The 25,047-nt window shown below is 74.7% G+C and carries 26 protein-coding genes and 1 tRNA gene; 14 read left to right on the top strand and 13 right to left on the bottom strand.

The features are described from left to right. Nucleotides 1-88 precede the first annotated feature (88 nt). Genes sqr through ATJ97_RS08590 form a run of 3 tightly spaced genes read left to right on the top strand, consistent with a single transcriptional unit; the run spans nt 89 to nt 2,243 of the window. Nucleotides 89-1,336: a type III sulfide quinone reductase, selenoprotein subtype gene (sqr, locus tag ATJ97_RS08600; protein ID WP_098483396.1), complete on the top strand. Its 1,248-nt coding sequence runs from the start codon at nt 89-91 to the stop codon at nt 1,334-1,336. 5 nt (nt 1,337-1,341) lie between these two features. Beyond that, nucleotides 1,342-1,656, top strand: a complete 315-nt coding sequence (locus tag ATJ97_RS08595) for a TusE/DsrC/DsvC family sulfur relay protein (RefSeq protein ID WP_098485331.1) — start codon at nt 1,342-1,344, stop codon at nt 1,654-1,656. Nucleotides 1,657-1,667: 11 nt separating this feature from the next. Further along, nucleotides 1,668-2,243, top strand: coding sequence for a DsrE/DsrF/DrsH-like family protein (locus ATJ97_RS08590; protein ID WP_098483395.1), 576 nt, complete (start codon nt 1,668-1,670; stop codon nt 2,241-2,243). A 97-nt stretch (nt 2,244-2,340) separates the two neighbouring features. On the opposite strand, the gene ATJ97_RS08585 is transcribed toward ATJ97_RS08590, so the two are convergent. Continuing rightward, nucleotides 2,341-2,826, bottom strand: coding sequence for an NUDIX hydrolase (locus ATJ97_RS08585; protein ID WP_098483394.1), 486 nt, complete (start codon nt 2,824-2,826; stop codon nt 2,341-2,343). Nucleotides 2,827-2,965: 139 nt separating this feature from the next. Continuing rightward, the gene (locus ATJ97_RS08580) at nt 2,966-5,035 is read right to left on the bottom strand and encodes a PhoX family protein (RefSeq protein WP_098483393.1); all 2,070 of its coding nucleotides are present in this window, start codon (nt 5,033-5,035) and stop codon (nt 2,966-2,968) included. Nucleotides 5,036-5,207: 172 nt separating this feature from the next. Here ATJ97_RS08580 and ATJ97_RS20545 point away from each other — a divergent pair, with 172 nt between their 5' ends. Together ATJ97_RS20545 and ATJ97_RS08575 are read left to right on the top strand one after the other, a co-directional pair. Continuing rightward, nucleotides 5,208-5,342, top strand: a complete 135-nt coding sequence (locus ATJ97_RS20545) for a hypothetical protein (protein ID WP_281254938.1) — start codon at nt 5,208-5,210, stop codon at nt 5,340-5,342. Between the two features lie 90 nt (nt 5,343-5,432). Then, the gene (locus ATJ97_RS08575) at nt 5,433-6,068 is read left to right on the top strand and encodes a TetR/AcrR family transcriptional regulator (protein ID WP_170037300.1); all 636 of its coding nucleotides are present in this window, start codon (nt 5,433-5,435) and stop codon (nt 6,066-6,068) included. A gap of 75 nt (nt 6,069-6,143) precedes the next feature. On the opposite strand, the gene ATJ97_RS08570 is transcribed toward ATJ97_RS08575, so the two are convergent. The 3 genes from ATJ97_RS08570 to ATJ97_RS08560 all read right to left on the bottom strand — a co-directional run bounded on the left by ATJ97_RS08570 (nt 6,144) and on the right by ATJ97_RS08560 (nt 9,740). Further along, nucleotides 6,144-6,217, bottom strand: a tRNA-Pro gene (locus ATJ97_RS08570). A gap of 119 nt (nt 6,218-6,336) precedes the next feature. Then, entirely contained in the window at nt 6,337-7,242 is a 906-nt protein-coding gene (locus tag ATJ97_RS08565) for a metallophosphoesterase (protein WP_170037297.1), read from the bottom strand. A 50-nt stretch (nt 7,243-7,292) separates the two neighbouring features. After that, a complete protein-coding gene (locus ATJ97_RS08560; RefSeq protein ID WP_211287122.1) occupies nt 7,293-9,740 on the bottom strand; it encodes a penicillin-binding protein in 2,448 nt (815 codons plus the stop codon). Nucleotides 9,741-9,978: 238 nt separating this feature from the next. Here ATJ97_RS08560 and ATJ97_RS20335 point away from each other — a divergent pair, with 238 nt between their 5' ends. From ATJ97_RS20335 to ATJ97_RS08545, 3 genes are read left to right on the top strand one after another with little or no spacing between them, the layout of a single operon-like run. Next, on the top strand, nt 9,979-10,320 hold the full coding sequence (locus ATJ97_RS20335; RefSeq protein ID WP_098483390.1) for a WhiB family transcriptional regulator: 342 nt from the start codon (nt 9,979-9,981) through the stop codon (nt 10,318-10,320). 43 nt (nt 10,321-10,363) lie between these two features. Next, entirely contained in the window at nt 10,364-10,528 is a 165-nt protein-coding gene (gene sp36, locus ATJ97_RS20330) for a Sp36 family protein (protein ID WP_098483389.1), read from the top strand. After that, nucleotides 10,525-10,992 (top strand): RidA family protein, encoded by a 468-nt coding sequence (locus tag ATJ97_RS08545; RefSeq protein WP_098483388.1) that lies wholly within the window; start codon nt 10,525-10,527, stop codon nt 10,990-10,992. The genes sp36 and ATJ97_RS08545 overlap by 4 nt, the downstream gene beginning before the upstream one ends. A gap of 78 nt (nt 10,993-11,070) precedes the next feature. On the opposite strand, the gene ATJ97_RS08540 is transcribed toward ATJ97_RS08545, so the two are convergent. Further along, complete coding sequence (locus ATJ97_RS08540; RefSeq protein WP_098483387.1) at nt 11,071-11,775, bottom strand: Crp/Fnr family transcriptional regulator; 705 nt, start codon at nt 11,773-11,775, stop codon at nt 11,071-11,073. Nucleotides 11,776-11,878: 103 nt separating this feature from the next. On the opposite strand from ATJ97_RS08540, the gene nth reads away from it, so the two are divergent. Continuing rightward, nucleotides 11,879-12,607 carry an endonuclease III gene (gene nth, locus ATJ97_RS08535; RefSeq protein WP_098483386.1) on the top strand — a complete coding sequence of 243 codons (729 nt, stop codon included), beginning with the start codon at nt 11,879-11,881 and terminating at the stop codon, nt 12,605-12,607. Between the two features lie 18 nt (nt 12,608-12,625). Here nth and ATJ97_RS08530 read toward each other — a convergent pair whose 3' ends face one another. The 6 genes from ATJ97_RS08530 to ATJ97_RS08505 all read right to left on the bottom strand — a co-directional run bounded on the left by ATJ97_RS08530 (nt 12,626) and on the right by ATJ97_RS08505 (nt 19,257). After that, nucleotides 12,626-13,558, bottom strand: a complete 933-nt coding sequence (locus ATJ97_RS08530) for an alpha/beta fold hydrolase (RefSeq protein WP_098485329.1) — start codon at nt 13,556-13,558, stop codon at nt 12,626-12,628. Nucleotides 13,559-13,622: 64 nt separating this feature from the next. Beyond that, nucleotides 13,623-13,946, bottom strand: a complete 324-nt coding sequence (locus ATJ97_RS08525; protein ID WP_098483385.1) for a branched-chain amino acid transporter permease — start codon at nt 13,944-13,946, stop codon at nt 13,623-13,625. Beyond that, nucleotides 13,939-14,778 carry an AzlC family ABC transporter permease gene (locus ATJ97_RS08520; protein ID WP_098483384.1) on the bottom strand — a complete coding sequence of 280 codons (840 nt, stop codon included), beginning with the start codon at nt 14,776-14,778 and terminating at the stop codon, nt 13,939-13,941. Before ATJ97_RS08520 ends, ATJ97_RS08525 begins: the two co-directional genes overlap by 8 nt. 201 nt (nt 14,779-14,979) lie before the next feature. Next, a complete protein-coding gene (acs, locus tag ATJ97_RS08515; protein ID WP_098483383.1) occupies nt 14,980-16,977 on the bottom strand; it encodes an acetate--CoA ligase in 1,998 nt (665 codons plus the stop codon). A 141-nt stretch (nt 16,978-17,118) separates the two neighbouring features. Further along, nucleotides 17,119-18,066, bottom strand: a complete 948-nt coding sequence (locus ATJ97_RS08510) for a hypothetical protein (protein ID WP_098483382.1) — start codon at nt 18,064-18,066, stop codon at nt 17,119-17,121. Between the two features lie 147 nt (nt 18,067-18,213). Continuing rightward, entirely contained in the window at nt 18,214-19,257 is a 1,044-nt protein-coding gene (locus ATJ97_RS08505; protein ID WP_143426956.1) for a hypothetical protein, read from the bottom strand. A 94-nt stretch (nt 19,258-19,351) separates the two neighbouring features. On the opposite strand from ATJ97_RS08505, the gene ATJ97_RS08500 reads away from it, so the two are divergent. Then, nucleotides 19,352-20,281 (top strand): Fic family protein, encoded by a 930-nt coding sequence (locus tag ATJ97_RS08500; RefSeq protein ID WP_098483380.1) that lies wholly within the window; start codon nt 19,352-19,354, stop codon nt 20,279-20,281. On the opposite strand, the gene ATJ97_RS08495 is transcribed toward ATJ97_RS08500, so the two are convergent. Next, the gene (locus ATJ97_RS08495) at nt 20,217-21,086 is read right to left on the bottom strand and encodes an HAD family hydrolase (protein WP_098483379.1); all 870 of its coding nucleotides are present in this window, start codon (nt 21,084-21,086) and stop codon (nt 20,217-20,219) included. The two genes, ATJ97_RS08500 and ATJ97_RS08495, sit on opposite strands and share 65 nt — an antisense overlap. Nucleotides 21,087-21,229: 143 nt before the next feature. On the opposite strand from ATJ97_RS08495, the gene ssd reads away from it, so the two are divergent. From ssd to ATJ97_RS08475, 4 genes are read left to right on the top strand one after another with little or no spacing between them, the layout of a single operon-like run. Continuing rightward, nucleotides 21,230-22,228 carry a septum site-determining protein Ssd gene (gene ssd, locus ATJ97_RS08490; RefSeq protein WP_098483378.1) on the top strand — a complete coding sequence of 333 codons (999 nt, stop codon included), beginning with the start codon at nt 21,230-21,232 and terminating at the stop codon, nt 22,226-22,228. Continuing rightward, complete coding sequence (locus ATJ97_RS08485; protein ID WP_098483377.1) at nt 22,225-23,397, top strand: TadA family conjugal transfer-associated ATPase; 1,173 nt, start codon at nt 22,225-22,227, stop codon at nt 23,395-23,397. The genes ssd and ATJ97_RS08485 overlap by 4 nt, the downstream gene beginning before the upstream one ends. After that, the gene (locus tag ATJ97_RS08480) at nt 23,394-24,296 is read left to right on the top strand and encodes a hypothetical protein (protein ID WP_143426954.1); all 903 of its coding nucleotides are present in this window, start codon (nt 23,394-23,396) and stop codon (nt 24,294-24,296) included. The genes ATJ97_RS08485 and ATJ97_RS08480 overlap by 4 nt, the downstream gene beginning before the upstream one ends. Beyond that, on the top strand, nt 24,293-24,913 hold the full coding sequence (locus tag ATJ97_RS08475) for a type II secretion system F family protein (RefSeq protein ID WP_098483375.1): 621 nt from the start codon (nt 24,293-24,295) through the stop codon (nt 24,911-24,913). The genes ATJ97_RS08480 and ATJ97_RS08475 overlap by 4 nt, the downstream gene beginning before the upstream one ends. Nucleotides 24,914-25,047 lie beyond the last annotated feature (134 nt).

The following is a 25,047-nucleotide window of genomic DNA, read 5'->3' as shown; positions in this document are numbered from 1 at the left end:
AGATACCCCCGGGGTAGGACGAACGGCCCTCGAGAGCACCCCGCCGCCGGTCGCACCATGGAGGTGATGCGACGGAGCGGAGAGACCGATGAAGCACGTGGTGATCCTCGGGGGCGGCACGGCCGGGACCATGGTGGCGAACAAGCTGCGGCGGCGCCTGCCGCGGAGCGAGTGGCGGATCACGGTCGTCGACCGCGACGACGTCCATCTCTACCAGCCGGGCCTGCTCCTGTTGCCTTTCGGCGTCTACGAGCCCAAGGACCTCATCAGGCCGCGCGACAGGTACCTGACCGACGGCATCGAGCTGGTGCTCGGTGAGATCGACCGGGTCGAGCCCGGCGGGAACCAGGTGCTGCTCGAGGACGGGCGCGTCCTGCCCTACGACCAGCTGGTCGTCGCGACCGGCACCTCTCCGCGGCCCGCGGAGACGACCGGCATGGCCGACGGTGAGTGGCGGCGCAGCATCTTCGACTTCTTCACCCTCGACGGCGCCCTCGCCCTGCGCGACCGGCTCGCCTCGTGGGAGGGCGGCCGGCTCGTGGTCCACGTGACCGAGATGCCGATCAAGTGTCCGGTCGCCCCGCTGGAGCTGACCTTCCTCGCCGACGCCTTCTTCGAGGAGAGGAAGATGCGCGACAAGGTGGAGATCGTCTACGTCACCCCGCTCGAGGGGCCCTTCACCAAGTCGGTCGCGTCGGCGCACCTGGGCACGATGTTCGAGGACCGGCACATCGCCATCGAGCCCGACTTCTACGTCGAGCACATCGACCCCGACGCCAGGACGCTGGTGTCGATGGACGAGCGCGAGGTCCCCTTCGACCTCCTCGTCACCGTCCCGCTCAACATGGGCGCGGACTACGTCGCGCGCTCCGGACTCGGCGACGAGTTCAACTACGTCCCCGTGGACCGCGGGACGCTGCTCTCCCGTGCCCACGACAACATCTTCGCGATCGGGGACGCCAACGACATCCCGGCCTCGAAGGCCGGCTCGGTGGCGCACTTCGAGTCCGACGGCTTCGTGAACAACTTCCTCGACCACGTCCACGGCCGACCGATGACGGACCTGTTCGACGGGCACGCCAACTGCTTCATCGAGTCCGGTCACGGCAAGGGCCTGCTCATCGACTTCAACTACGACACCGAGCCGCTGCCCGGCGTCTACCCCTACCCGAGAGTGGGGCCGCTCAGCCTGCTCCGGGAGACCCGCGCGAACCACTGGGGGAAGCTCGCCTTCCGCCACGTGTACTGGAACGTCCTCCTGCGCGGGCTGCCCATGCCTGTCCCGTCCCACATGTCCATGGCCGGCAAGGAGACCGCCGGCACGAGCGGAAGGTGACCACCATGCCCGTCGTCGAGATCGGGTCCAGGCCCGTCCACGTCAACGAGGAGGGCTTCCTCACCGAGTACGACGAGTGGGACGAGGACATCGCCCGCGCGCTCGCCCGGCAGATCGGCATCGAGATGACCGACGCCCACTGGAAGGTGATCCGGTTCCTGCGCGAGGACTTCCGTGCCCAGGGCGAGACCCCCACCACGCGGCGCGTCAACACCGTCGGCGGGGTCCCCGTCAAGGAGCAGTTCGCCCTCTTCCCCAAGAAGCCCGGCCGGAAGATGTCCTACATCGCCGGCCTGCCCAAGCCACACGGCTGCGTCTGAGAGGCACCGTCATGACCACCGAGACCGCACCGCTCATCGTCCCGAGCTTCGACGACGAGGAGACCGACCGCAAGCTCGCCATCATCTGCTCCAAGGGCACCCTCGACATGGCCTACCCCGGGCTCATCCTGGGCAACGCAGCCCTGGGTGAGGGCGTGGAGACGCACCTGTTCTTCACGTTCTGGGGCTTCGACATGATCATGACGTCCCGGGCCCGCGACCTCACCTTCTCACCGGTCGCCAACACCGCCATGCACCTCCCGCTCAAGGAGGTGCCGCGGCCGGGTCCCCTCTCCCGGATGAGACTGCCGGACGAGGTGCGGATGCCCCAGGCCCTGGCGCCCGCGCCGGGGGTGTCGGCGATGGCCACCCGGATGATGAAGAAGCAGCTGGCGGCCCTCGACGTGCCGGAGGTCCCCGAGTTCCTCGACCAGATCGTCGCCGCCGGCGGGCACCTGTGGGCGTGCCGGCTCTCCGCCGACATGTACGACCTCGACGCGTCCGACTTCCGCGACGACGTCGAGGGCATCATCTCCGCGGCGGACTTCATCGAGATGACCGCGGGGGCCCAGCTGCTGTTCATCTGAGCAGCGGCGGCCGACGCCCGGGCGCCAGGGGGGCGCTCGGGCGGCGGCTCGGTCTCGTGCGTCGGCTCGGTCTCGTGCGTCGGCTCGGGCTCCGCGCTCAGCGCGTGAAGGCGGGACCCGCCGTCGGGTCGTCACGGTAGGCCAGCGTGGCGGCCAGGCGGTGGCGCGAGCTCGCCGTCATCCTCTCCGGCAGCCTGTCCAGCCCGAACCAGCCGACCTCGGTGGACTCGTCGTCGGCCACGAAGGCCTCGCCGTCGACGTGGCGGCACAGGAACGTCAGGTCCAGGTACTGCGAGACGTCCCCGTTGGGGTAGGTGACACGGTCGCCAGAGCCGACGGAGGTGAGCGCGACCACCTCGGCCCGCACACCCGTCTCCTCGGCGATCTCCCGGACGAGACCCTGCGCGGGCTCCTCGCCGGGCTCCAGGATGCCGGAGATCAGCGCCCACAGCCCGTTGTCGGCGCGGCGGCCCAGCAGGAGGCGGTCGTCGTCGTCCAGGACGACGCCCGTCACGCCGGGCAGCCAGAGGAGGTCGTGGCCGATGCGGGCGCGCAGCGCGGTGATGAAGGGAGGGACGGGCACGTCCCCGACCCTACCGAGACGGCCGACGGCGGCGACGGGTCCCGGCGGGCGTCGGCGGCGCGACGGTCCCTGAGGTGCGACAGCGAGGGCCGCCGCCTCCCGGGGGAGGCGGCGGCCCTCGCGGCAGCTGTCGGCCGGGTCAGGCCTGGCCGACCTTCTTGCCGTCGGCGCGGTAGGCGACCACGATCGCCGGACGCGGGACGGAGGTGCCGCCGTCGGGCCAGTTCGACAGCGGGTTCTCGTAGGAGGCGCCGTCGATCTCGCCGGGGTGCTGGACCGCGACGAGCACGCGCTTGTCGGTGATCACCGGGCCGCAGGTCTCCCCGCCGCGCGGCACCGCGAGGAACTGCCGGACCTCCCCGCGGTTCTTCCCGCGCACGGCGACGCCGTAGAGCGCGTCGTTCGTGCCGAGGGTGCCGGGCTGGCCGTCGGTGCTGATCCACAGGTTGCCGTGGTCGTCGAACGCGAGGTTGTCCGGGCACGAGATCGCGGAGACCTGGGTCTTGTCGAAGCCGGCGAAGTAGGTGCTCGGGTCCTCGGGGTCGCCGCAGAGCAGCAGGATGCGCCACGCGAAGGTGGTCGCCGCGGCGTCCGCACCGGCCTCCTCGAGCTCGAGGACGTGCCCGTGCTTGTTGGAGCCGCGCGGGTTCGCCTCGTCCGCCTGCGCCGCGGTGCGGCGGGTGTTGTTCGTGAGCGCCACGTACACCGTGCCGGTCCTCGGGCTGGGCTCGACGTCCTCGGGGCGGTCCATCTTCGTGGCGCCGACGGCGTCGCCCGCCTGACGGGTGAAGATCAGGACCTCCTCGGCGCTCATGCCGGGCACGTGCGAGACGTTCCCGGTGACCAGCGGGATCCACTCGCCCGCGCCGTCGAACGCGCCGTCGGACGGGAGGACGCCGGTACCGTCGATCTCGGAGGCGGGGGAGTCGCCGGTGAGGCGGGCGACGTAGAGGGTGCCGTTGTCGAGCAGGGTGGCGTTGTGCGCGGCGTCGTTCTGCCGGTAGCGGTCGCGTGAGACGAACTTGTAGAGGTAGTCGAACCGCTCGTCGTCGCCCATGTAGGCCACCGCGCGGCCGTCGGCGGCGATGCGGATGGTCGCGGCCTCGTGCTTGAAGCGGCCCAGCGCGGTGCGCTTCCTCGGGGTCGACGTCGGGTCGAACGGGTCGACCTCGACGATCCAGCCGAAGCGGTTGGCCTCGTTCGGCTCCTGGGCGAGGTCGAAGCGGGAGTCGAAGCGCTCCCACCTGCGCTCCGACGTGCCGCCCGGCAGGCCGTAGCGGCGCATGCGCTCGCGCGCCACGGGGTCGGTGACCTGGTTCGCGTTGGCGAAGTACTGGTTGAAGTTCTCCTCGGCGGTGAGCCAGGTGCCCCACGGGGTCAGGCCGCCGGCGCAGTTGTTCAGGGTGCCGAGGACGTTGCGGCCCTCCGGGTCGGCGGAGGTGCGCAGGTGCTCCGAGCCGGCCGCCGGGCCGGTGAGCTCGAAGGGGGTGCCCACGTGGAGTCGGCGGTTCAGCGGGTGGTCGACGACGGGGTCGAGGGCGCCGGAGCGCGGGCCGCGGTGCTTGCCGGTGACGCCGACGACGGTGAGCCCATGTGCCGCCCAGGCGATCCGGACCTGCTCCTCCGTGGGGTTCTCCGGGTCGTAGTCGGGGAACATCATCGGCTCGGAGGTGTACTCGTGGTTGACGACCATGACCTGCTCGTCCTGGTTGTTCAGGGGCAGCAGACCGACGTGGTCGTTGTTGTAGCCGAACTGGCGCAGCTGGGCGGCCTCGGTCTGGTTCGCCGGGTCGAACGCGGGGGCGTCGGAGAAGAGGGGGTCGCCCCAGCTCAGGACGACGTCGTGGAGGTAGCCGGCCGGGACGGTCACGGCGTCGTCGGTCTGCTGGGCGATGGGGGTGAAGCGCAGGCCGACGGCGGCGCCGGTACCGGCACCGGGCGCGCCGGCCGCGGGGGCGGCGACGGCGTTCTGGCGGCCCAGGGCGGTGGTGGCGGCCCCGGCCAGGGCGACGACGGCGCCGGCCTTGAGCACGCTGCGGCGCGAGAACGCGCTCGCCGCGACGTCACCGAAGTAGGAGTTGTCCGAGGTGTTCGGCACCGCGTGGAAGCAGGCGTCACCGCAGCGGTAGCGGCACGTGAGGGCGGACCGGCCCGTGCCGTGGCCGGCGACGAGGGCGAGCAGGGGGCGACGCGAGGTCGGGTTGGGCATGACGGCTCCTCGAGGAAGGTGGGTGTCGCCTGCACGTTAGGGACCGCAGGTGTCCGGCAGGTGCGGCGGAGGGTGAACGCTGGGCGAACGAGCAGACGTCGTTGCGCGGTCCGCGCGCTCGGCCGAGACTGAGGCCACGCGAAGCTCGTGACCTGCTGCGGGAGGAGGAGTGATGTCCGAAGAACGGAGGACGGCCGACGACCCACGGCCCGTCCCGGAACCTCGACGCCCCCGGCCCGGGGTCGCGGTGGTCGTCGTGGTTCTCCTGGTCGTCGTCGTGGCGCTCGCACTGCTCCTGCTGCTGTAGCTCAAAACAGCCCGGGAGCGTCCGTCGCGGGGTAGTGTCCGGCCGAAAGCAGGCGAGCTGATGGGGGCAGCGCGGACACAAGGAACCGAGATGACTGAAGTGGTTGCGCTGCAGCCCACCGAGCAACGCCGTCGCGGACCGGGACGCCCCCGGCACGCCGACACCGAACCACGCGCCTACCGCGCGGCGCTGGAGCTGTTCGGGCGGCGCGGCTGGTCCGGTCTCACGCTCGACGGCGTCGCGTCCCAGGCGGGCATCGGCAAGTCGTCGATCTACCTGCGCTGGAACGACAAGAGCGAGCTGCTGCTCGACGCCCTGCGGGACCTGCAGGCGCGGGTGCCCCTCCCGCAGACCGACGGGCTCGGGATCCGGGACCAGCTGGTGGCGCACGCCCGGGCCCGCGCCGAGCTGCTGCTGGGCGAGTACGGCCCGACGATGGCCTCCCTGTGCACGGCGGCGGCCGCCAACCCGGAGGAGCTGCGGCAGCTGCGCCAGGTCGACCTCGCCCGCGGCGTGTGCGCGTTGGCGTCGCAGGTGGAGGACGCGGTGGCCGCCGGCGAGCTCCCGCCCGGCACCGCGGTGCGACCGCTCCTGGAGGCGATCGAGGGGGCCATCCTGGTGCACATCCTCGTCGCACCCACCCAGACGGTGCCGGAGATGCGGGCGGACCTGGACCGCTACGTCTGCGAACTGGTGGACACCCAGCTGCGCGCCCTGCGTCCGTAGCCGGCACCGGCCGGGGACCGGGATGCGAGAAGGGCCACCGCTCTGCACGTAGCAGGGCGGTGGCCCTTCCTTCCGTCGGGGTGGCGGGATTTGAACCCACGACCTCTTCGTCCCGAACGAAGCGCGCTACCAAGCTGCGCCACACCCCGGAAGCAACCGGTTCAGGATAGCGGAGCCGACCCCCGGTCGTGAAACCGGTCCGCTGTGATGCGGCGCACGCCGGGCGTGCGGGCGGTGCCGCGCGTCTCGACGCGGCACCCGGGCACCGTCACGACCCGCGCGCCACGAGCGTGAGCAGGGAGGCCTCGGGCCGGCACGTGAAGCGCACCGGCGCGTAGGGGCTCGTGCCCAGTCCCGCGGAGACGTTCAGCCACGTCGAGCCCTCGCCGCCGGCGGCGTCGGGCCGGGCGCCGGGCCAGCCGTGGAGACCGGACGCGCGCGAGCGGTCGAGATCGCAGTTGGTGACGAGGGCCCCGTAGAAGGGCACGCAGAGCTGACCGCCGTGGGTGTGCCCGGCCAGCACCAGGTCGCAGCCGTCGCGGTGCATGGCGTCGAGCACGCGCGTGTATGGCGCGTGCGAGACGCCGAGGTGCAGCGCGACGTCGGCAGGGGACGCCCCGGCGGCCCGCACGGCGGTGCGTGGCTCCCGGGCTGGGAAGCGGTCGCGGTCAAGGTGCGGGTCGTCCACCCCCACGAGAGTGATCCCGGTCCCGGCGACCTCCACCCGGTCCCGGCGGTTGGTCAGGTCCTTCCAGCCAGCCGAGCGGAACGCGTCGGTGAGCTCGTCCGACGGCAGGGGCGCATGGTTCGTCTCCGTGCGGGCGTCCGGCAGGAGGTACCGCGCGGGGTTCTTGGGCTTCGGGGCGTAGTAGTCGTTCGACCCGAGGACGAACGCGCCGGGCAGCTCGAGGAACGGTGCGTACGCCTCGAGGACGCCGGGCAGGGCGTCCGGGTGCGCCATGTTGTCCCCCGTGGTCACCACGAGGTCGGGCTCGTTCCTCGCGAGGTCACGGACCCAGGCGACCTTGTCCCGCTGGCTCGGCACGAGGTGCAGGTCGGACAGGTGCAGCAGCTTCAGCGGCCGGCTGCCGGCGGGGAGCAGCGGCACGGTGTGCCGGCGCAGGGTGAACATCGACGTCTCGGCGAGGGCCCACCCGAGCGCCCCGGCGCCCACGAGCGTGAGGGCGCCCAGGCCTCGGACCAGGCGCCGGGGGTCGGCGGCGCTCAGTCGTCGCCCCCGTCGTTCTGTCCGGGAGGACCGTCGCCGTTTGGTCCGCGGCCCGGGTTGCCGCCACCACCGCCGCCGCCGTCGCCGCCGCCGGAGGGCTGCTGGGCCGGCGGTGCGGGTGCGGGTGCCGGCGCGGGGCCGGCGCTGGGGATGATCGTGACGCGGGTCCCCGGCGAGACGCGGGTGCCGGCGGACGGGTTCGTCGCGACGGCGGCGCCGGCCCGCCAGCCGGAGCTCACCGGGGAGCCCAGCTGCACCTGGAAGCCGGCCTGCTCGAGGACGCTCTGCGCCGCCGACGCGCTCTGCCCGGCGACGTCCGGCACCGGGACCCGGTCGCCGAAGAGGGCACTGGCCGGCGCAGCCGCGAAGGGCTGGTGCGGGGTGCCCTCGAGCGCCTTGGCGACGTAGTCGCGCCACGTCGGGGCCGGGATCCTGCCGCCGTAGACCAGCTTGTGGAACTGACCGTTGATGGTCGAGTCGAACATCGACTTGGTGCCCTCCTGGTACCCCATCCACACCGCTGCGGCGAGCTCGCGGGTGTAGCCGACGAACCAGGCGGCGGAGTCGTCGTTCGCGGTACCGGTCTTGCCGGCGGCCGGGCGGCCGTCGGGCAGGACGGCGTTCGACCCGGTCGAGCCCGGCTGCTTGGACACCACGGTCTGGAGAGCGTGGGTGACGCCCTGCGCGACCTCGGGCGTGATCGCCTGCTTGCACGTCGGCTGCGGCGCGGCGATCTCGTTGCCGTTGCGGTCGGTGACCTTGGTGATCGACATCGGGTCGCACGCCTTGCCGTCCGCGGCGAGCGTCGCGAACGCGACGGCCTGGCTCAGCGGGGTGACGGTGTTCGAGCCGAGGACGGCGGCGGGGTTCGGCGTCAGGTGCTCGCCGGAGCCCGTCCGGACGCCCATCTTCTCGGCCGTGGCCACGATGTCGCACATGTCCATCTGGTTGGCCATCTCGACGAACGTGAGGTTGACGGAGCGGCGGGTGGCCTCGATGACCGGCAGCGGGCCGGAGACGTTGGAGCTCTCGAGGTTCTTGGGCTCGTAGTTGTCCTCGTACTTGCCGCAGGAGATGTTCCAGCTGGAGCGGGGGTAGGACCGCCGGGTGGACTCCACCATGTCGTTCAGGCTGTGGCCCGTCTCCAGCCACCGGACGAGCGTGAAGACCTTGAACGAGGAGCCCGACTGGAAGCCGTGGCCGCCGCCGTGCGTGAGGCCGACGTTGAGGTTGACCTTCGTGGCGCCAGGTTCCTCCGCCGACGGGGTGCCCCACTTGGTGTTCTGCACCATCGCCTGGATCTTCCCGCTCCCGGGCTCGACCGAGGACAGCGCCATCTTGATGTTGGACGGGTCGTTGACCGGGACGTTGGCGGTGACGGAGTCGTAGGCGGCCTGCTGCTTGGCGGGGTCGAGCGTCGTGTGGATGACCAGCCCGCCGCGGTACAGGGCCTGCTGCCGGTCTGCCCGGTCCTTGCCCCAGTTCTCCGACCGCAGAAGGTCGTCGACGACGTACTCGCAGAAGTACACCGAGATCCCGGCCGCTGCGCACCCGTTGGGGGTGGGGGAGACGTTGAGCATGTCCTCGATGGACAGGGCCACGGACTCGTCGTACTCGGCCTGGGTGATGTAGCCCTGGTTGAGCATCTGCCTGAGGACGACGTCGCGGCGCTTCTTGGCGTTCTCCGGGTTGCGGACCGGGTCGTGACGGGCCGGCGACTGGGTGATGCCGGCCAGCATCGCCGCCTCCGGGATGGTGAGGTCCTTGGCCGACTTGGAGAAGTAGTACTTCGACGCGGTCTCGACGCCGTACTGCGACGGACCGAACTGGGCGATGTTGAGGTAGCCCTCGAGGATGTCGTCCTTGCTGACCTTCTGCTCCAGCCCGATGGCGAGGCGTGCCTCCTCGAGCTTGCGGCCGACCGTCGTCTCGGTGGCCGCGTCGATGGCCTCGGGGTCGCCGGAGATGCGGCCCGCCTCGACGAGCACGTTCTTGACGTACTGCTGCGTCAGCGTGGAGGCCCCCTCGAGCGGTCCGCCCGAGAGGTTGTTCACCAGGGCACGGAGCATGCCCTCCGGGTCGACCCCGCGGTGGTCGTAGAAGCGCCGGTCCTCGATCGCGACGACGGCGTCGCGCACGTACGGCGACATCTCCTCCAGCGGCACGACGATGCGGTTGTCGGCGTAGATCGTCGCCAGCAGCGAGCCGTCGGCCGCCAGGATCTGGCTGCTCTGCGACGGCTCGGGGATGGCGAGCTCGCTCGGCAGGTCCTCGAACAGGTCGGTCGTGGACTGGCTGACCGCCCCCGCCGCCCCGACCGCGGGCATGACCAGCCCGGCGGTGAGCACGCCGCCGACCCCGGCGACCAGGAGGAAGGCGAGCAGCATGACGAGCAGCTGCATCGGCTTGACGGCGCGCCCCGGCGCCGACGAGGGAGACGACATAGGCATAGGGTACGTGGCCCCTCCGACGGCAGCCCTGCGTGGTGGCGCACGCCACGCCGGGCAGGAACCCACGCGCCCGCCTGCGCGACGACCTGCACCGTTGCTCCCGGCGGGGACCAAGGTCGCGTTTCGATCACGGCCCTTCCGTGTCAACTGCATCACGGATAACGTCACCGGTGGACGAATTCACCCGGCGGTCCCGCCGGGGCGGCGGGGGGCGTCGCAACGAGGAGGTCCGGTGATCAACGAGGATCAGACATGGGCGTCGGGCGCAGCGTGCGCGGGGCTCGAGCCTGACGCGCTGTTCGTCCGCGGGGCTGCGCAGCGGCAGGCCCGCCAGCTGTGCTTCACCTGCCCGGTGCGGATGCAGTGCCTGGCCGAGGCGCTCGGCTCCAACACCTCGTTCGGGGTGTGGGGAGGGCTCACCGAGCGGGAGCGGCGCGCCCTGGTGCGCCGGTACCCGGAGGTACGCGACTGGGAGGCGTGGCTGCGCCGCGAGGACGACGACCTCATCGCCGAGCTCCGCGCCCAGCGGCCGCCCCGCATCATCGCGCGCATCCGTGCCGCCAGCAGCGCCTGAGCCGCCCGGCGGCGGGGCCGGGGGCGGCCCCTAGGATGGCGCCATGACCACATGGGAGTACGCGACGATTCCGCTGCTGATCCACAACACCAAGGCCATCCTCGACCAGTGGGGCGAGGACGGCTGGGAGCTCGTCCAGGTGGTGCCGGGCCCCGCCGGCTCCAACAACCTGGTGGCGTACCTGAAGCGGCCGAAGGGGGAGCGGTGAGCGTCACCGAACGTCTGGCGGAGCTCGGGATCGAGCTGCCGGCCGTGGTCCCGCCCGTGGCGGCCTACGTGCCGGCGGTGCGCCACGGCGACCTCGTGCACACCTCCGGGCAGCTGCCGATGGTCGACGGCGCACTGCCCCTCACCGGCAAGGTCGGGGAGTCCGCCGGTGCGGTGACGCCGCAGCAGGCCAAGGACGCGGCCCGCACCTGCGCGCTGAACGCCCTCGCCGCCGTCGCCGCCGAGGTCGGCGGTCTCGAGAACGTCGTGCGCGTGGTCAAGGTGACCGGCTTCGTCGCCTCGGAGCCCTCCTTCACCGGTCAGCCCGGTGTGGTCAACGGGGCCTCCGAGCTGCTCGGCGAGGTCTTCGGTGACGCGGGCCGGCACGCCCGCTCCGCCGTCGGGGTGGCCGCCCTGCCCCTGGACGCACCGGTCGAGGTGGAGATCGTCGTCGCCGTCCGCTGACGACGCCACGGACCACGACGACGGCGCCCCCTCCCGCTCGGGAGGGGGCGCCGTCGTAGGGGCCGGGTGCCGCCGGGGTCAGCGGGCGCGGCGGCGCAGCCGGTCGAGGTCGATCAGCAGCACGGCGCGGCCCTCGAGGCGGATCCAGCCGCGGGAGACGAACTCCGCCAGGGACTTGTTCACGGTCTCGCGCGAGGCGCCCACGAGCTGGGCGAGCTCCTCCTGGGTGAGGTCGTGCGGGACGTGGACGCCCTCGTCGGTGGGCTGCCCGAACCGGTCCGCCAGGTCGAGCAGCGCCTTGGCGACGCGCCCGGGGACGTCGGAGAAGACCAGGTCCGCGAGCGACTCGTTCGTGCGGCGCAGCCGCTGGGCGAGCGCCTTGAGCATGTGCCGGGACAGTGCCGGCCGAGAGTCGGCGAAGTTCATCAGGGCGTCGTGCTCGAGGGCCAGCAGCCGCGTGGGGGCCACGGCGGTCGCGGTGGTCGAGCGGGGGCCCGGGTCGAAGAGGGTGAGCTCGCCGAGCAGCTCACCGGGGCCCAGCACGGCGAGCAGGTTCTCGCGGCCGTCGCTGGCCGTGTGACCGAGCTTCACCTTGCCGTCGACGACGAGGTAGAGCCGGTCGCCCGGGTCGCCCTCGTTGAAGAGGATCTCGCCACGACGCAGCGTGGTCTCGGACATCAGGGAGCGCAGCTCGGCCTGGTCCTGCTCGTCGAGCGCGTCGAAGAGTGGCACGGTGCCGATCACGTTCTGTTCCACAGTGGGCTCCCATCTGCCGCCGGTCATCGTCCTGCGGCCCGCTGACGAGCCGCGACATCGGCTACATCCTGCCACCACCGGTGAGTACGGGCACGGGCGCGTCCGCCACGGGCGCAACTACCCTGACCGCATGAGCCCCGCGACGCCACGCACGCGCCCGGCCCGCGCGCCGCGCCCCCGGTCCAGGAAGGCGGCCCGTGAGCAGGCGCTCGCGGTCGACGAGCTCCTCGCCGCCGCGTGGCCGGACGCGCGCTGCGAGCTCGACTTCACCAGCCCGCTGGAGCTGCTGATGGCGACGGTGCTCTCCGCGCAGACCACCGACAAACGGGTCAACCAGGTCACGCCCGCCCTGTTCGCGCGGTACCCCGACGCCGCCGCCTACGCCGGCGCCCGTCGGGAGGAGCTGGAGGAGATCCTCCGCCCGCTCGGGTTCTTCCGCGCCAAGGCCGCCTCGGTGCAGGGGATCGGCGCCGCCCTCGTCGCCGAGCACGGCGGCGAGGTGCCCGCGACCCTCGAGGAGCTGGTCAAGCTGCCCGGCGTCGGCCGCAAGACCGCCAACGTCGTGCTCGGCAACGCGTTCGGCGTCCCGGGCATCACGGTGGACACGCACGTCGGCCGGCTCGCGCGGCGGCTCGGGTGGACGAGGGAGAAGGACCCGGTGAAGGTGGAGAAGGCCGTCGCCGAGCTGCTCCCGCCCGAGGAGTGGACGATGGCGTGCCACCGGCTGATCTTCCACGGGCGGCGCGTGTGCCACTCCCGCCGCCCCGCGTGCGGGGCCTGCGTGCTCGCCGAGCTGTGCCCGTCCTACGGCGAGGGCGAGACCGACCCCGAGAAGGCGCGCGCCCTCGTCACGGTGTGAGTGCCGGCCCGAGGCGGGTCAGGGGCGGCCGGTCCCGGTCGGGTCGAGGTCGGCGAGAAAGTCCAGCAGCAGCGCCGTGACCCGGTCGGGGGCCTCCTCGGGCAGGAAGTGCCCCGCGCCGTCGACCACCTCGTGGCGCAGCGGGCCGGTGACGTATGCGGCGTCGTGGGCGAACATCCGGGCGGGCAGCAACGGGTCCTGGGCGCCCCGCACGGTCAGCGTGGGCACGGTGACGGGGGCGCTCACCTGCGCCAGGTACCGGCGCCCGTCGGCGCGCGGGGTGGACCGGACGAGCCAGCGGAAGTGCTCCATCGTCGAGTGCGCGGCGAACGGCAGCCCCATCGCCTCGGTGTAGAGGCCGGCCTGGGAGGTGGCGCCGTCGTTGCCGGGCGCGGACCAGGCACGCAGCAGCCGGGCGACGAGATCGCCCTTGCGCAGCGCCTGCTCCGGGAACCACGGGAGCTGGAAGCGCAGCAGCGTGCCGACCGCCCGTGCGGGGAGGAGGTTGCGCAGCCGGTGCAGCGGCACGGGGTGCGGGTTCGCCAGAGCCGCGACGGCGCGGGTCAGGTCCGGGGCCACGTGCGGCATCGCCCATGCCACCGTGCCGCCGAACCCGTGCCCGACGACGACGGCGCTCGCGGCCCCGAGGGAGCGGACGACGCCGGCGACGTCGCGGGCGAGGACGGCGGTCTCGTGCCGGTGCGGCGGCTTGTCGGAGCCGGCGAAGCCCCGCAGGTCCATGGCGGCGACGGCGTGGCCCGCCTCGGCGAGCGCAGGGATCTGGTGGCGCCACGCCCACCAGAACTGGGGGAAGGCGTGCAGCAGCAGCACCACCGGCCGGTCCGGGCGGAACTCGCCCGCCGTCACGACGTGGAACTGGGCGCCGTTCGCCGGGACGTCACGGTGCTCCCAGGGACCTGGGACCAGCACGCAGCTCGAGTCGGCGACCACGGACGGCACGCTACCGGCTGCCCGGCCGGCCCCGGACGGTATCGCCCGGTAACGTTCGCCACCCTCACAGGACGGCGACCAGGGCCATGTACGTCCCGGTGCCGCCGATGATGCTCAGCATCGCGTTGCGCCGCCACAGGTGCAGGGCGGCGGTGACGCCCACGCCGGCGAGCTCCGGGAGCCCGTGCGGCGCGGCCGTCAGGTCCACCGTCGAGAGGGTGTACACCACGAGGATCGCCATCACGCCCAGCGGCATGGTGCGGGCGAGGTGGTCGACGACGGCGGAGTCCCGCACCCGCCGCAGCGCGACGAACGGCGCCAGCCGCAGGGCGTAGGTGACGGCGAAGATCACCAGCAGGGTCAGCAGGACCTGGCCGGCGTCAGGCATCGGTGCCTCCCACGTGGTGGCCGAGGTCGCCGGCCGGGGCGGCCCCGTCCCGGCGGCGCAGGAGCAGGCGGGCCACGAGGACGACGACGAAGGCGGTCAGCGCCAGCACCAGCATCCCTCCGGGCGCGACGGCGAGGGCGAGGCCGGCGCACGCGAGGGCCATGAGCAGCGTCGGCAGGTCGGGTGCGGCGCGGTAGGCGTCGATGGTCAGGACCACGAACAGCGCGGTGAGCGTGAAGCCGAGCCCCTCGGCGTCGAGGCCGAGGCGCGCGCCGAGAAGCGCCCCGACGGTGGAGCCGGTCAGCCAGTACAGGTGGCACAGGATCTGTGTCGCCAGCACCCGGGTGCCGGTGAGCCCCTGCTGGGGGCGCGTGGCGAGCAGGGCGTACGCCTCGTCGGTCAGGGCGTGCACGCCGTAGAGCCGGCCGATGCCGGAGCGCACCTTGCGCAGCGGGAAGCTCAGCCCGTAGAAGACGTGCCGGAAGTTGACGAAGAACGTCGTGGCCGCGACCTGCGCGAGGCCGACGCCGCCGGTGACCAGGCCGATCGCGAGGAACTCCATCGAACCGGCGTAGATGAGCACGGAGAACACCGGCGCCCACCACCACTGCAGCCCGCTGGCGGACAGCAGCACGCCGAACGCGGCGCCGAGCGGGAGGTACCCCATGCCGACGCCGACGGTGTCCCTGGCGGCCAGGGCCACCTGGTGCCGCCGGTAGGCGCGGCGGTCGTGCCCGGTCCCTGCGTCGCCGTCGTGCGACCCGTCAGGTCCCAGGCCGGCCTGGTGCGTCCCGTCGTCGCCCTCTGAGGTGGGGAAGGCGGGCGTGGACATGCCGCCAGGTTAGGTCGGCCCCTCGGGGTGAGGCGGTTGCTGCCCATGCTTCGGGAGGACACCTCCGCGCCCCGGCACCGACCGCGCCTCGACACGTCGACCGCTACTGGTGTGCCAGTAGCGGTCGACGTGTCGGGCAGCGATCGTGCCGGCCCACCGCGCTGGGGTGCCGGCCGCCGGCGGCGGAACCAGCGGGTGCTGCTAGCGCTGCATGCCGCGGCTGATCTGGTCCATGACGGAGGAGTCGGCCAGCGTGGTGACGTCGCCGGCCTCGCGACCCTCGGCGATGTCCTTGAGCAGGCGGCGCATGATCTTGCCCGAGCGGGTCTTGGGCAGCTCGGCGACCACCAGGATGGAGCGCGGCTTGGCGATCGGGCCGATCTCCTTGGCGACGTGGTTGCGCAGCTCGGCGACGACGTCGGCCCCCTCGCCCTCCTCGTCGGCACGCTCGACGGCGTCGGAGCGCAGGATGACGAACGCGACGACGGCCTGGCCGGTGGTGTCGTCCTTGGCGCCGACCACCGCCGCCTCGGCGACGATCGGGTGGGAGACGAGCGCGGACTCGATCTCCGTCGTCGAGAGGCGGTGCCCGGAGACGTTCATGACGTCGTCGACGCGGCCGAGGAGCCAGATGTCGCCGTCCTCGTCCTTCTTGGCGCCGTCGCCGGCGAAGTACATGCCCTCGAAGCGCGACCAGTAGGTGTCCTGGAAGCGCTGCGGGTCGCCCCAGATGCCGCGCAGCATCGACGGCCACGGCTCGGTGAGCACGAGGTACCCACCGCCCCCGTCCGGCACGGACTCCCCGCGCTCGTTGAGGACGTCGGCGGCGATCCCGGGCAGCGGGGTCTGGGCCGAGCCCGGCTTGGCGGCGGTGACGCCCGGCAGCGGGGAGATCATGATGGCGCCGGTCTCGGTCTGCCACCAGGTGTCGACCACGGGGGTCTTCCCGCCGCCGATGTTGTCGCGGTACCAGATCCACGCCTCGGGGTTGATCGGCTCGCCCACGGAGCCCAGCACCCGGAGGGAGGACAGGTCGTGGCGGCCGGGGTACTCCGTGCCCCACTTCATGCACGTGCGGATCGCGGTCGGCGCCGTGTAGAGGATGGAGACCTTGTACTTCTCCACGATCTCCCACCACCGGTCCTTGTCCGGGGTGTCGGGCGTGCCCTCGTAGATGACCTGGGTGGCCCCGTTGACCAGCGGCCCGTAGGTGACGTAGCTGTGCCCGGTGACCCAGCCGATGTCGGCGGTGCACCAGTACACGTCGGTCTCCGGCTTGAGGTCGAAGACGTTCCTGTGCGTGAACGCGGACTGGGTGAGGTACCCGCCGGTGGTGTGCAGGATGCCCTTCGGCTTCCCGGTGGTCCCGGAGGTGTAGAGGATGTACAGCGGGTGCTCGGCCTCCACGGCCACGGGCGTGTGCTCCGGCGAGGCGGCCGCGAGCGCGTCGGCCCACTTCTTGTCCCGGCCCTCGGTCCAGGCGACCTCCTGGCCGGTGCGCTCGACGACGAGCACGTGCTCGACGGGGGTGCCCTTGGCCAGCGCCTCGTCCACGGCGGGCTTGAGCGCGCTGGGCTTGCCGCGGCGGTAGCCGCCGTCGGCCGTGATGACCACGCGGGCGTCGGCGTCGTTGATGCGGCTGTGCAGCGCCTCGGCGGAGAAGCCGCCGAAGACCACGGAGTGGGGGGCGCCGATCCGGGCGCAGGCCAGCATCGCGACGATCGCCTCGGGGATCATCGGCAGGTAGATGGCCACGCGGTCGCCGGTCCGCACGCCGAGCTCGGTCAGGGCGTTGGCCGCCCGGGACGTCTGCTCCTTCAGGTCGGCGTAGGTGATCGTGCGGGTGTCGCCCGGCTCACCCTCGAAGTGGATGGCCACCCGGTCGCCCAGGCCCGCCTCCACGTGCCGGTCGACCGCGTTGTAGGTGGCGTTGAGCTGGCCGTCGGCGAACCAGCGCGCGACCGGGGCGCCCGAGAAGTCGAGGACCTCGGTGAAGTCCTTCGACCAGGTCAGCAGCTCACGCGCCTGCTCCGCCCAGAACCCCTCGCGGTCCGCCGCCGCCCGCTCGTACATCTCGGCGGTGGCGTTGGCCTGCGCCGCGAACTCGGGGCTCGGCGGGAACGCCCGGGTCTCGCGGAGAAGATTCTCGAGGTCCGCCTCGGCGGCCTGGGGTGTGGTGGTGGCGTCCTGCTGGGACATCTGCGTCCTCCTGGGGCGAGGGTCTTCGTGCGTCGCTGCAGTGCTGCGGGTCACACAAACTGTCGCATGCAACATAGCGAACTCGCCCGGGCCCGACAGCCCCGGGGTGCCTGCCGGGACGGCCGGCGTGACGTCGGGGGTTCAGCCCCGGCCGTTGCCGTGGCGTGCCGAGCGGCCCGTGCTGCGGGCGTAGGCCTCCCGTGTGCGCTCCTCGGCGCGCCCGCGCCGGCGGGCGCCGCGCGCGACGACGCCCGTCAGGAGCAGGCCGAGACCGTAGAGCGCCAGGCGCCCGGACGGCCCGTCGACCATCAGGTGGTGCGCGACGTTGCCGCCCAGGGCGTTGAGGTTCCACAGCCAGGTGGTCACCGGCTCGAGGAAGGCCGCGGTCTCCGCGGGCACCACCACGAACGTGAGCCCGGCGAGCAGCACGAGCGTGCCCGTGACCAGTGCGCCCAGGGAGGACCAGCGGGCGGTCAGCAGCACCACGGCGGTGACGAGGAAGCCGGCGGCGAGCTCGGCGACGGCGGCCGGGTTCAGCTCCCCGCGGGCCCACGGGCTGTTGTCGCCGAGCGTGAGGCGGGCACCGGCGTCGGCCACGAGGTACCAGGCGACGGGCGACAGGAGGAGCGTGAGGAGCAGGCCCCACCAGTGGGCGGCCGCGCGCGAGCGTGGGGTGGCCTGGGTGGCGCCGTCGAGCAGTGCGTCACCGGTCGGTGCGGGCCGCTCGCGCCAGCGGTCGCGCAGGGCGGCGTCCTCGGGGCTGGGCGCGGACCTCGTCGGGGTGCGGGTGCCGGTGGCCGGCACGTCGGTGGAGGTCGGAGTGCCGGCGGCCGGCGCGTCGGGGGAGGTGGCGGCGCCGGCGTCGCGGGCACCTGCCGTCGCGTCCGTGGCGTCGCTCCGCGGCGTGGGGGCGTCGCCGCGCACCCCCAGGAAGCCCTGCCGGCGCACGGCCGTCGTCTCCAGGTCCGAGGTGTCGTCCCACCCGGCACGGCGGCCGGTCCTGCCGTCCTCGGGCGCTCCGACGGCGGAGCGGTCGTCTGCGGAGCCGTCCCGGCGGGTGCGGGCGTCGTCGGAGCTGGGCGTGGTCACGAGGGCCTCCTGGATCGGTCGCCGGTCCCGGGTCGATCGCCGTCACGGTAACGGACGGGGACCGCCCCGCACGCGGGGCGCGCCGCCGTGGCCACCGGGCGTGGCGGCTGCTCGCCGACGGCGCGGCCGGCCGGGGAGGAAGCTGAGTTACGCGTCCGCGGAGGTCAGCCCGAGGTCGGTGCGCTCGTAACGGCGCCCCGAGCGCCGCGCCCAGTGGGCGGCGCCGCCGCAGACCACGAGGACCGCCCCCAGCAGCAGCCACGCGCCGGACACGAGCAGCTGGAACCCACCGGGCAGGGCGCTGAGCGCCTGGAGCAGGGGGGCGAGCCACTGCCAGCCGTGCGCGTGGAGCACCGGGAGCGCGCCGACGACGAGCAGCAGCCACCCGGCCAGCTGGGGCCCGAGCGAGGACAGCGCAGCGAGCAGGACGACGACGGCCAGCAGGCCGGCGCCGGCGAGGAGGCTGGGTTCCCGCCAGGGCTGGCTGGTCATGCTCATGCCGAAGACGAGGGCCGCCGTCGTCCCGCGTCCCAGCAGGACCGCGATCGGCGGGAGGAGCACGAGGGAGAAGAAGACGCTGACCAGGTGCCCCCACATCCGGGAGCGGGGCGGCACCGGGGCGTCGGGCGTGCCCGTCCCGGCGCCGAGGGAGGTGCTGAGGCGGCCGGTGCCGGTGCCCGCCAGGGTGGCCTCCTCGCGCTCCTGGACCCGCCCCGCGCGACGGGCGAGGTGGCACGCCGCACCGCCCGCCGCGAGCGCGGCGCCGGCCACCAGCAGCACCCCGGAGGCGAGGGGCCGTAGGAGCGGGTCCACGAGGGCGGCGGGGGTGCCGGTGCCGAGGAGGGGCCCGAGCACGGGCAGCCCGACAAGCCCGGGCAGCACGCCCCACACGAGCCCTCCCACGCCGAGGGCGAGACTCGAGCCCCAGGCCGCCACCGCGGCGAGCGCGGCGAGCAGCAGCGCCCCGAGCAGGAAAGGACCGGCGCCGGCGAGGTTCGACGGGCCCTCCAGCGGCAGCATCGTCCCGATGCCGTACAGCGCCAGGTAGAGGGCGACCGGGGTGACCACGAGGCCGGCAACGACGGCGAGCACGTGGGCGCGCATCCGGGACCGGGGCGGCGCGGGCGGCCCGCCGGGACCGGCCGGGGAGTCCGGGGACCCGTCGGACTGCTGTCTGTGCTCGCTGCTCACACGGTCCTCCATCGCCTGGCAGCCTACGCGTCCGGCCCGGCGGGGATGGCCGCGGACCGGCGCGCGCAGACCCGGGCGCGCCTAACCTGGGCCGGTGAGTACCGACGTCGCCGCAGCCCTCGACTCCCTCGCGCACCTCGACGGCGTGGCGGAGGCGGCGGACCGCGCCCGCGAGGCGACGACCCGGCTGCGCTGGCACGAGGGTCTGCGACGCCGGTGGCGGGAGGCGCGTGCGGAGGCGGCGGTGCGCTCCGCCGTCGCGACCGTCGCCCCGGAGGGGGTGCGGGCGGACGCGGCCCGGCTGCGCGGACTGGTGGCCGCGGGCGAGACGGCGCAGCCGGCCGGCGCCGGGGCGAGCGCCGGCGGGGCCGAGGAGGCGCTGGTGCTGGCGGCGTGGCGCGCCCAGGTGCACGTGGGGCAGATGCTCGGCGAGCTCGGTGGTCGTGGCCGCCCGCCGCTCGTGCCGTCGGGAGAGCTGCTGGCCGGCCTGCACCGCGACCTCACCGCCCACCTCGCCGGGGCCGGCGTGCTGCCGCCGGACGCCGTCGGGCGGCCGCGCACGGTCGACCAGCCGCGCGAGGGCGGCCCGCTCGACCCGCCCGCCACCCTGCGGGGCGGTGCGAGCGCCACCCCGGCCCCGGTGGGGGCGGAGCTGCGTGCGCGGACGGCGGCGGTGCTGGCGGTGCTCGCCGCGGACGACACCCCCGCCCTGGTGCGCGTGGGAGTGGTGCACGGCGAGATCGCCACGCTCCGGCCCTTCGTCACGGCCAACGGCCTGCTCGCCCGGGCGGTGGCGCGCCTGCTCGCCGTGCGCAGCGGGCTGGAGCCGACCGGGGTCGCCGTCCTCGACGCCCACGCCGCGGCCCGGCCGGGCGCCTACCGGGAGGCGCTCGCGGCCTACGCCGGCGGCACCCCGGCCGGGGTGGCGCACTGGCTCCGGTTCCAGGCCGAGTCCGTGGTCACCGGCGCGGAGGAGGGCGCCCGGGTGGCGACGGCGGTGCGTGCCGGCCGCGTCGACCTCTGAGCCGCCCGGGCCGGTGCGGCGGGCGGCCGCGCCGCCGCAGCCACCAGCCGGTCAGCCCGGCCGCCACGCACAGCGCCAGCAGCCCGAGGGAGACGTCCCGGCCGGGCAGCAGCGGCACCGGCCGGACGAAGCGGCGCACCTCCCAGCCGCGCTCGCGGGCGAGCCGGAGGAGGGCGCGGTCGGGGTTGACGGCGACCGGACGGCCCACCGCCTCCAGCATCGGCAGGTCGGTCACCGAGTCGGAGTAGGCCCAGCACCGGGACAGGTCGTAGCCGCGGTCGGCCGCCAGCTCCCGGACCGCCGCCGCCTTGGCGGGGCCGTACGCGTAGTAGTCGATCTGCCCGGTGTAGCGGCCGTCGACCACCTCCATCCGTGACGCCACCACATGGTCGGCCCCGACGAGGCGTGCGATCGGTGCGACCAGGTCCTCGCTCGAGGCGGAGACGATGACCACGTCGCTGCCCTCGTCGTGGTGGCGGGCGACGAGGTCGATCGCCTCGAGGTAGACGTACGGCTCGACGAACCGCTCGACCGCCTTCTCGACCACCGCCTGCAGACGGGCGACCTCCCAGCCGTCGACGACCCGGGAGAGCTGCTCGCGCACCCGCTCGCTGCGGCGGTGGTCCGCGGCGAGCAGGGCGTAGCCCAGCTGCGCCGACGCGGACCGGGCGACGTCGGCCCGGGTCAGCAGACCGGCGGCGAGCAGCGGGCGGCCCAGCGCCAGCGAGGACGACCTGGCGAGGACGGTCTTGTCGAGGTCGAAGAAGGCGGCGGTGCGTGCGGCGGGACGCCCCTCGGTCGGCATGGCTCACTGTCGCACCCGGGGCGCGGATCCGTCCTGCGGCCGGGGGCTCGTCCACACCCGCTGCCCGGCCGCGGTCCGTCCACAGGGCCGCGGCGCGACCCCGGGGCACGGAGGGATGCTCGGGCCGAGCCTGAGGAGGTCCTATGACGACGACGACGACCGAGACGGCCGTCGCCCTGCGCAGCGACGACGCCGCCCTCGCCGAACGGGTCAGGCGCCTGACCGACCTGGCCGGGGTGGGGCTGACGGTGGTGCCGACCGACCGTGTGCTCCCGGATGCGCCGGTGGTCCTCGACGGTTCCGTCCCGGGCGGGCTGGCGGTCCGGGTGGACCCCGGACGGACCGTGGCCGCGGACGTCCGGCTGCCGGGCGCCGTCGTGCTCCCGGGCGACGAGGCCGCGCTGCTCGACGTGCTCGTCACGGCCGCGACCCCGCACCGGGCGCGGACGATCGGGGTGGTGGGCGCCCACGGCGGGGCGGGCGCGTCGGCGCTCGCGGCGGTGCTCGCGAGGGCGTGCGTCGCGGCGGGTGCGGCCACGGCGCTGGTGGACCTCGACCCGGCCGGTGGCGGGCTGGACGTGCTGCTCGGCCTGGAGTTCGACCCCGGGCGCCGGTGGGCGGACGTGCTGGAGGAGCGCGGGGCGCTGCTCCCGGAGCGGCTCGCCCTCGCCCTGCCGACGTGGCACCTGGTCCGGGTGCTCTCGGGAGACCGGCGCGGTGGCGCCGGCGCCGACGACCTCGTGGTGCGCTCGGCCGTCCGCGCCCTCGGCCAGGGGCACGACGTCGTCGTCCTGGACCTGCCGCGCCAGGTGCTCGCGCCGGGCGCCGCCCAGGAGGTCTGGCTCGACCGGTGCAGCGACGTCGTCCTCGTCAGCACCGGCGGGGTGCGGGCGGGCGCGGCGGCCATCGCCGCCGCCCCGCTCCAGCAGGCCGGCTGCACGGTCCACCTCGTCGTCCGGTCCGCGCCGGCCGAGGCCGGCGAGATCGCCGAGGCGGCCGGGCTCCCGCTGGCGGCGGTGCTGCGGGAGGAACGGCACCTCGCGGCGGACGTCGAGCGCGGAGCGAGGCCCGGGGACCGGCGGCGCGGCCCCCTCATGGCGACGGCGCGCGCCCTCGTCGAGCGGCTGGGGCTGGGGCAGTGAGCACCCCGGTGGCGCAGGTCCGTGACGCCCTGGTGCGCGGGGTGCCGCTCGCGGGGGCGCTCGGCGCCGCCGACGCGGGCCTCGGCGCGGGCGGCCTGCTGCGGCTGGAGACCGAGGTGCGCGCCCACGTGCGGGGCGCCGGGCCGCTGCAGCGGTTCCTCGACGACCCGGCCGTGACCGACGTGCTCGTCAACGGCGGCGACGGCGTGTGGGTGGACCGCGGCGGCGGGCTGGAGCGCGCCGAGGCCGACGACCTCCTGACCGACCCCGCCACCGTCCGGGCGCTGGCCACCCGGCTGGCCGCGGCGTGCGGTCAGCGGCTCGACGACGCCAGCCCCGTGGTGGACGGGACGCTGCCCGACGGCACGCGCCTGCACGCGGTGCTGCCGCCTCTCTCGGCGAGCGGCACCCTCATCTCTCTGCGCACCCACCGCACCCGGGTGCTCACGCCGGACGAGCTCGTCGCCGGCGGCACGGTGCCCGCGGAGCTCATGCCGGTGCTGCGGGCACTGGTCGACCGGCGCGCCAACGTTCTCGTCTCGGGGGCGACCGGGTCGGGCAAGACCACGCTCCTGGCGGCGATGCTCTCCCTCGTCGGGCACGGCGAACGGATCGTGTGCATCGAGGAGTCCGCCGAGCTGCGCCCCGACCACCCGCACGTGGTGCACCTGCAGGTGCGGCGGGCGAACGTCCAGCACGTCGGGGAGGTGCCCCTCGCCGAGCTGGTGCGGGCGGCGATGCGCATGCGGCCGGACAGGATCGTGCTGGGAGAGTGCCGCGGCGCCGAGGTGCGCGACGTCCTCGGTGCCCTCAACACCGGGCACGACGGCGGATGGGCGACCGTGCACGCCAACACCTCCGCCGACGTGCCGGCACGGCTGGTCGCCCTCGGTGCCCTGGCGGGCATGACGGGTCCGACGATGACGGCGCAGGCCGTCAGCGCCCTCGACGCGGTGCTCCACGTGCGCCGGGACGACGACGGCGTCCGTCGCCTCGCGGAGGTCGGGATCCTGGAGCGGGCGGGTGACGAGCTCGCCTGCCGGCCCGCCCTCACCGTGGACGTGGCCGGCACCGTCACGCGAGGGCCGGCATGGGCCCGGCTCGCGGACCGGCTCGGCCTGGACGGGGCGGGCGGCGGCGGGCGGGGCCGGCACGCCGCGGGCCCGTGAGCGCGGCGCTGGCGGTCGCCGTGCTGGTGGCCGCCGCCGCACTGCTTCTTCTCCGGCCGGGCCGGCGACCACCGGGCCGGCAGGCCGGCCGTGGGCGCGGTGCTGCGCCGCGGCGGTCGCGCCGCCCGCGCCCCGGCCGCGAGGCGGACCTCGGCGTCCTGGTGACGGAGGTCGCGACGCGACTCGGCGCCGGGGCCGGCGTCGAGTCCGCCTGGGAGCAGACCTTCGCGCGGGCGGGGATCGGTACCCGGGTCGGCGCCGGGTCCGGCGCGACGCCCGCGCACGAGGACGGTGTGCCGGTCCAGCTGCTCGAGCTGGCCGCCCGGCAGGCGGAGCGCGACCGGCTGCCGCGGGTGCTGCGTCCTCTGGTGCGGCGCCCGCCCGGTCTGGGGCCCACCACCGCCGGGGCGCTGCCCGGCGCGATCGCGGCCTGCCGCCTCACCCACGAGCTCGGCGCGCCGCTGGCGGAGGTGCTGCAGCGGTGCGCGGAGGGGCTGACGGAGGCCGGTCACGCGCGGGCCGCCCGGGCGGTGGCGCTCGCCGGTCCGCGGGCGACCGCCCGCCTGCTCGGCTGGCTGCCGCTCCTCGGCCTGCTGCTCGGGGCCGGGATCGGTGCCGACCCCGTGGGCGTGCTGCTCGGCGGCGGCCTCGGCAGCGCGTGCCTCCTCGCCGGCGTGGCACTGATGGTGCTGGGCAGGCGCTGGGTCGCCGCCCTCGAGCGGGCGGCCGGCAGCGCGGGGGTGCCGCGAGCGCCGAAGCGCCGGCCACGGGGCGGGCCGCGGTTCCGGGGGCCGGGCGGGCCGCCGTTCGGAGGGCCGGGCGGGCCGCGGCTCGGAGGGCCGGGCGGGCCGCGGCTCGGAAGGCCGGCGCCAGCACGTACCCGCCGGGCGGTTCCATGACGACGCTCGCGCTGCTCCTCCTCGCCGTCGTCGCGGCGCTGCCCTGGACGGTGACGGACCGCTCGCCGGCCGGAGCGCCCCGCCGTCGTGGGCAGGCACCGCCTCCGGTCCCGCTCGGCGAGGTCGACGTGGCCGTGCTGCTCGACCTCGCGGACGCCGCCCTCGGCGCCGGAGCCTCCGTGCCGGGCACGCTGCAGGCCCTCGGCCGTGCGATCGGCGACCCGCGGGCGCCGGCCGGCCCGGCAGCTTCGCCTCCGGCCGCGGACCCGGCCCCGGCGGACGAGGACCGCGGGGCCGGGGCGGCGATGCGCCGGGCCGGACGGGCGCTCCTGCTCGGGGCCACGTGGACCGAGGCCTGGGCGGACGCGCCGCAGGTCCTCGCACCGCTCGCCGACGCGCTCGAGCCCGCGTGGGTCGACGGCGCCGCTCCCGGGCCCCTCCTGCGTCAGGCCGCCGCGTCCGTGCGCTCCACCCGTCACCGGGAGGCCCAGGAGGCCGCGGCCCGGCTCGGCGTCCGGCTCGTGCTGCCGCTGGGCCTGTGCTTCCTGCCGGCGTTCGTCCTGCTCGGTCTCGTCCCGGTGGTGCTGGCCGCCGGCGGCGCCGTGCTCGGGGGATGACCCTCCACATCCCGCGCGGGCGCCAGGCTCTCCACAGCCCGCCCGCGGCAGCCGCACCTCGTCCGGGCAGGCCGCGCAGGCTCGGTCCTGACGGACGGCAGACGCCGGTCCGCGACCGAGAAGGCGCCTCAGGG

The organism is Georgenia soli (genome assembly GCF_002563695.1).
GTDB classification, from domain to species: domain Bacteria; phylum Actinomycetota; class Actinomycetes; order Actinomycetales; family Actinomycetaceae; genus Georgenia; species Georgenia soli.
This window is presented reverse-complemented; position numbering and strand designations above follow the sequence as displayed.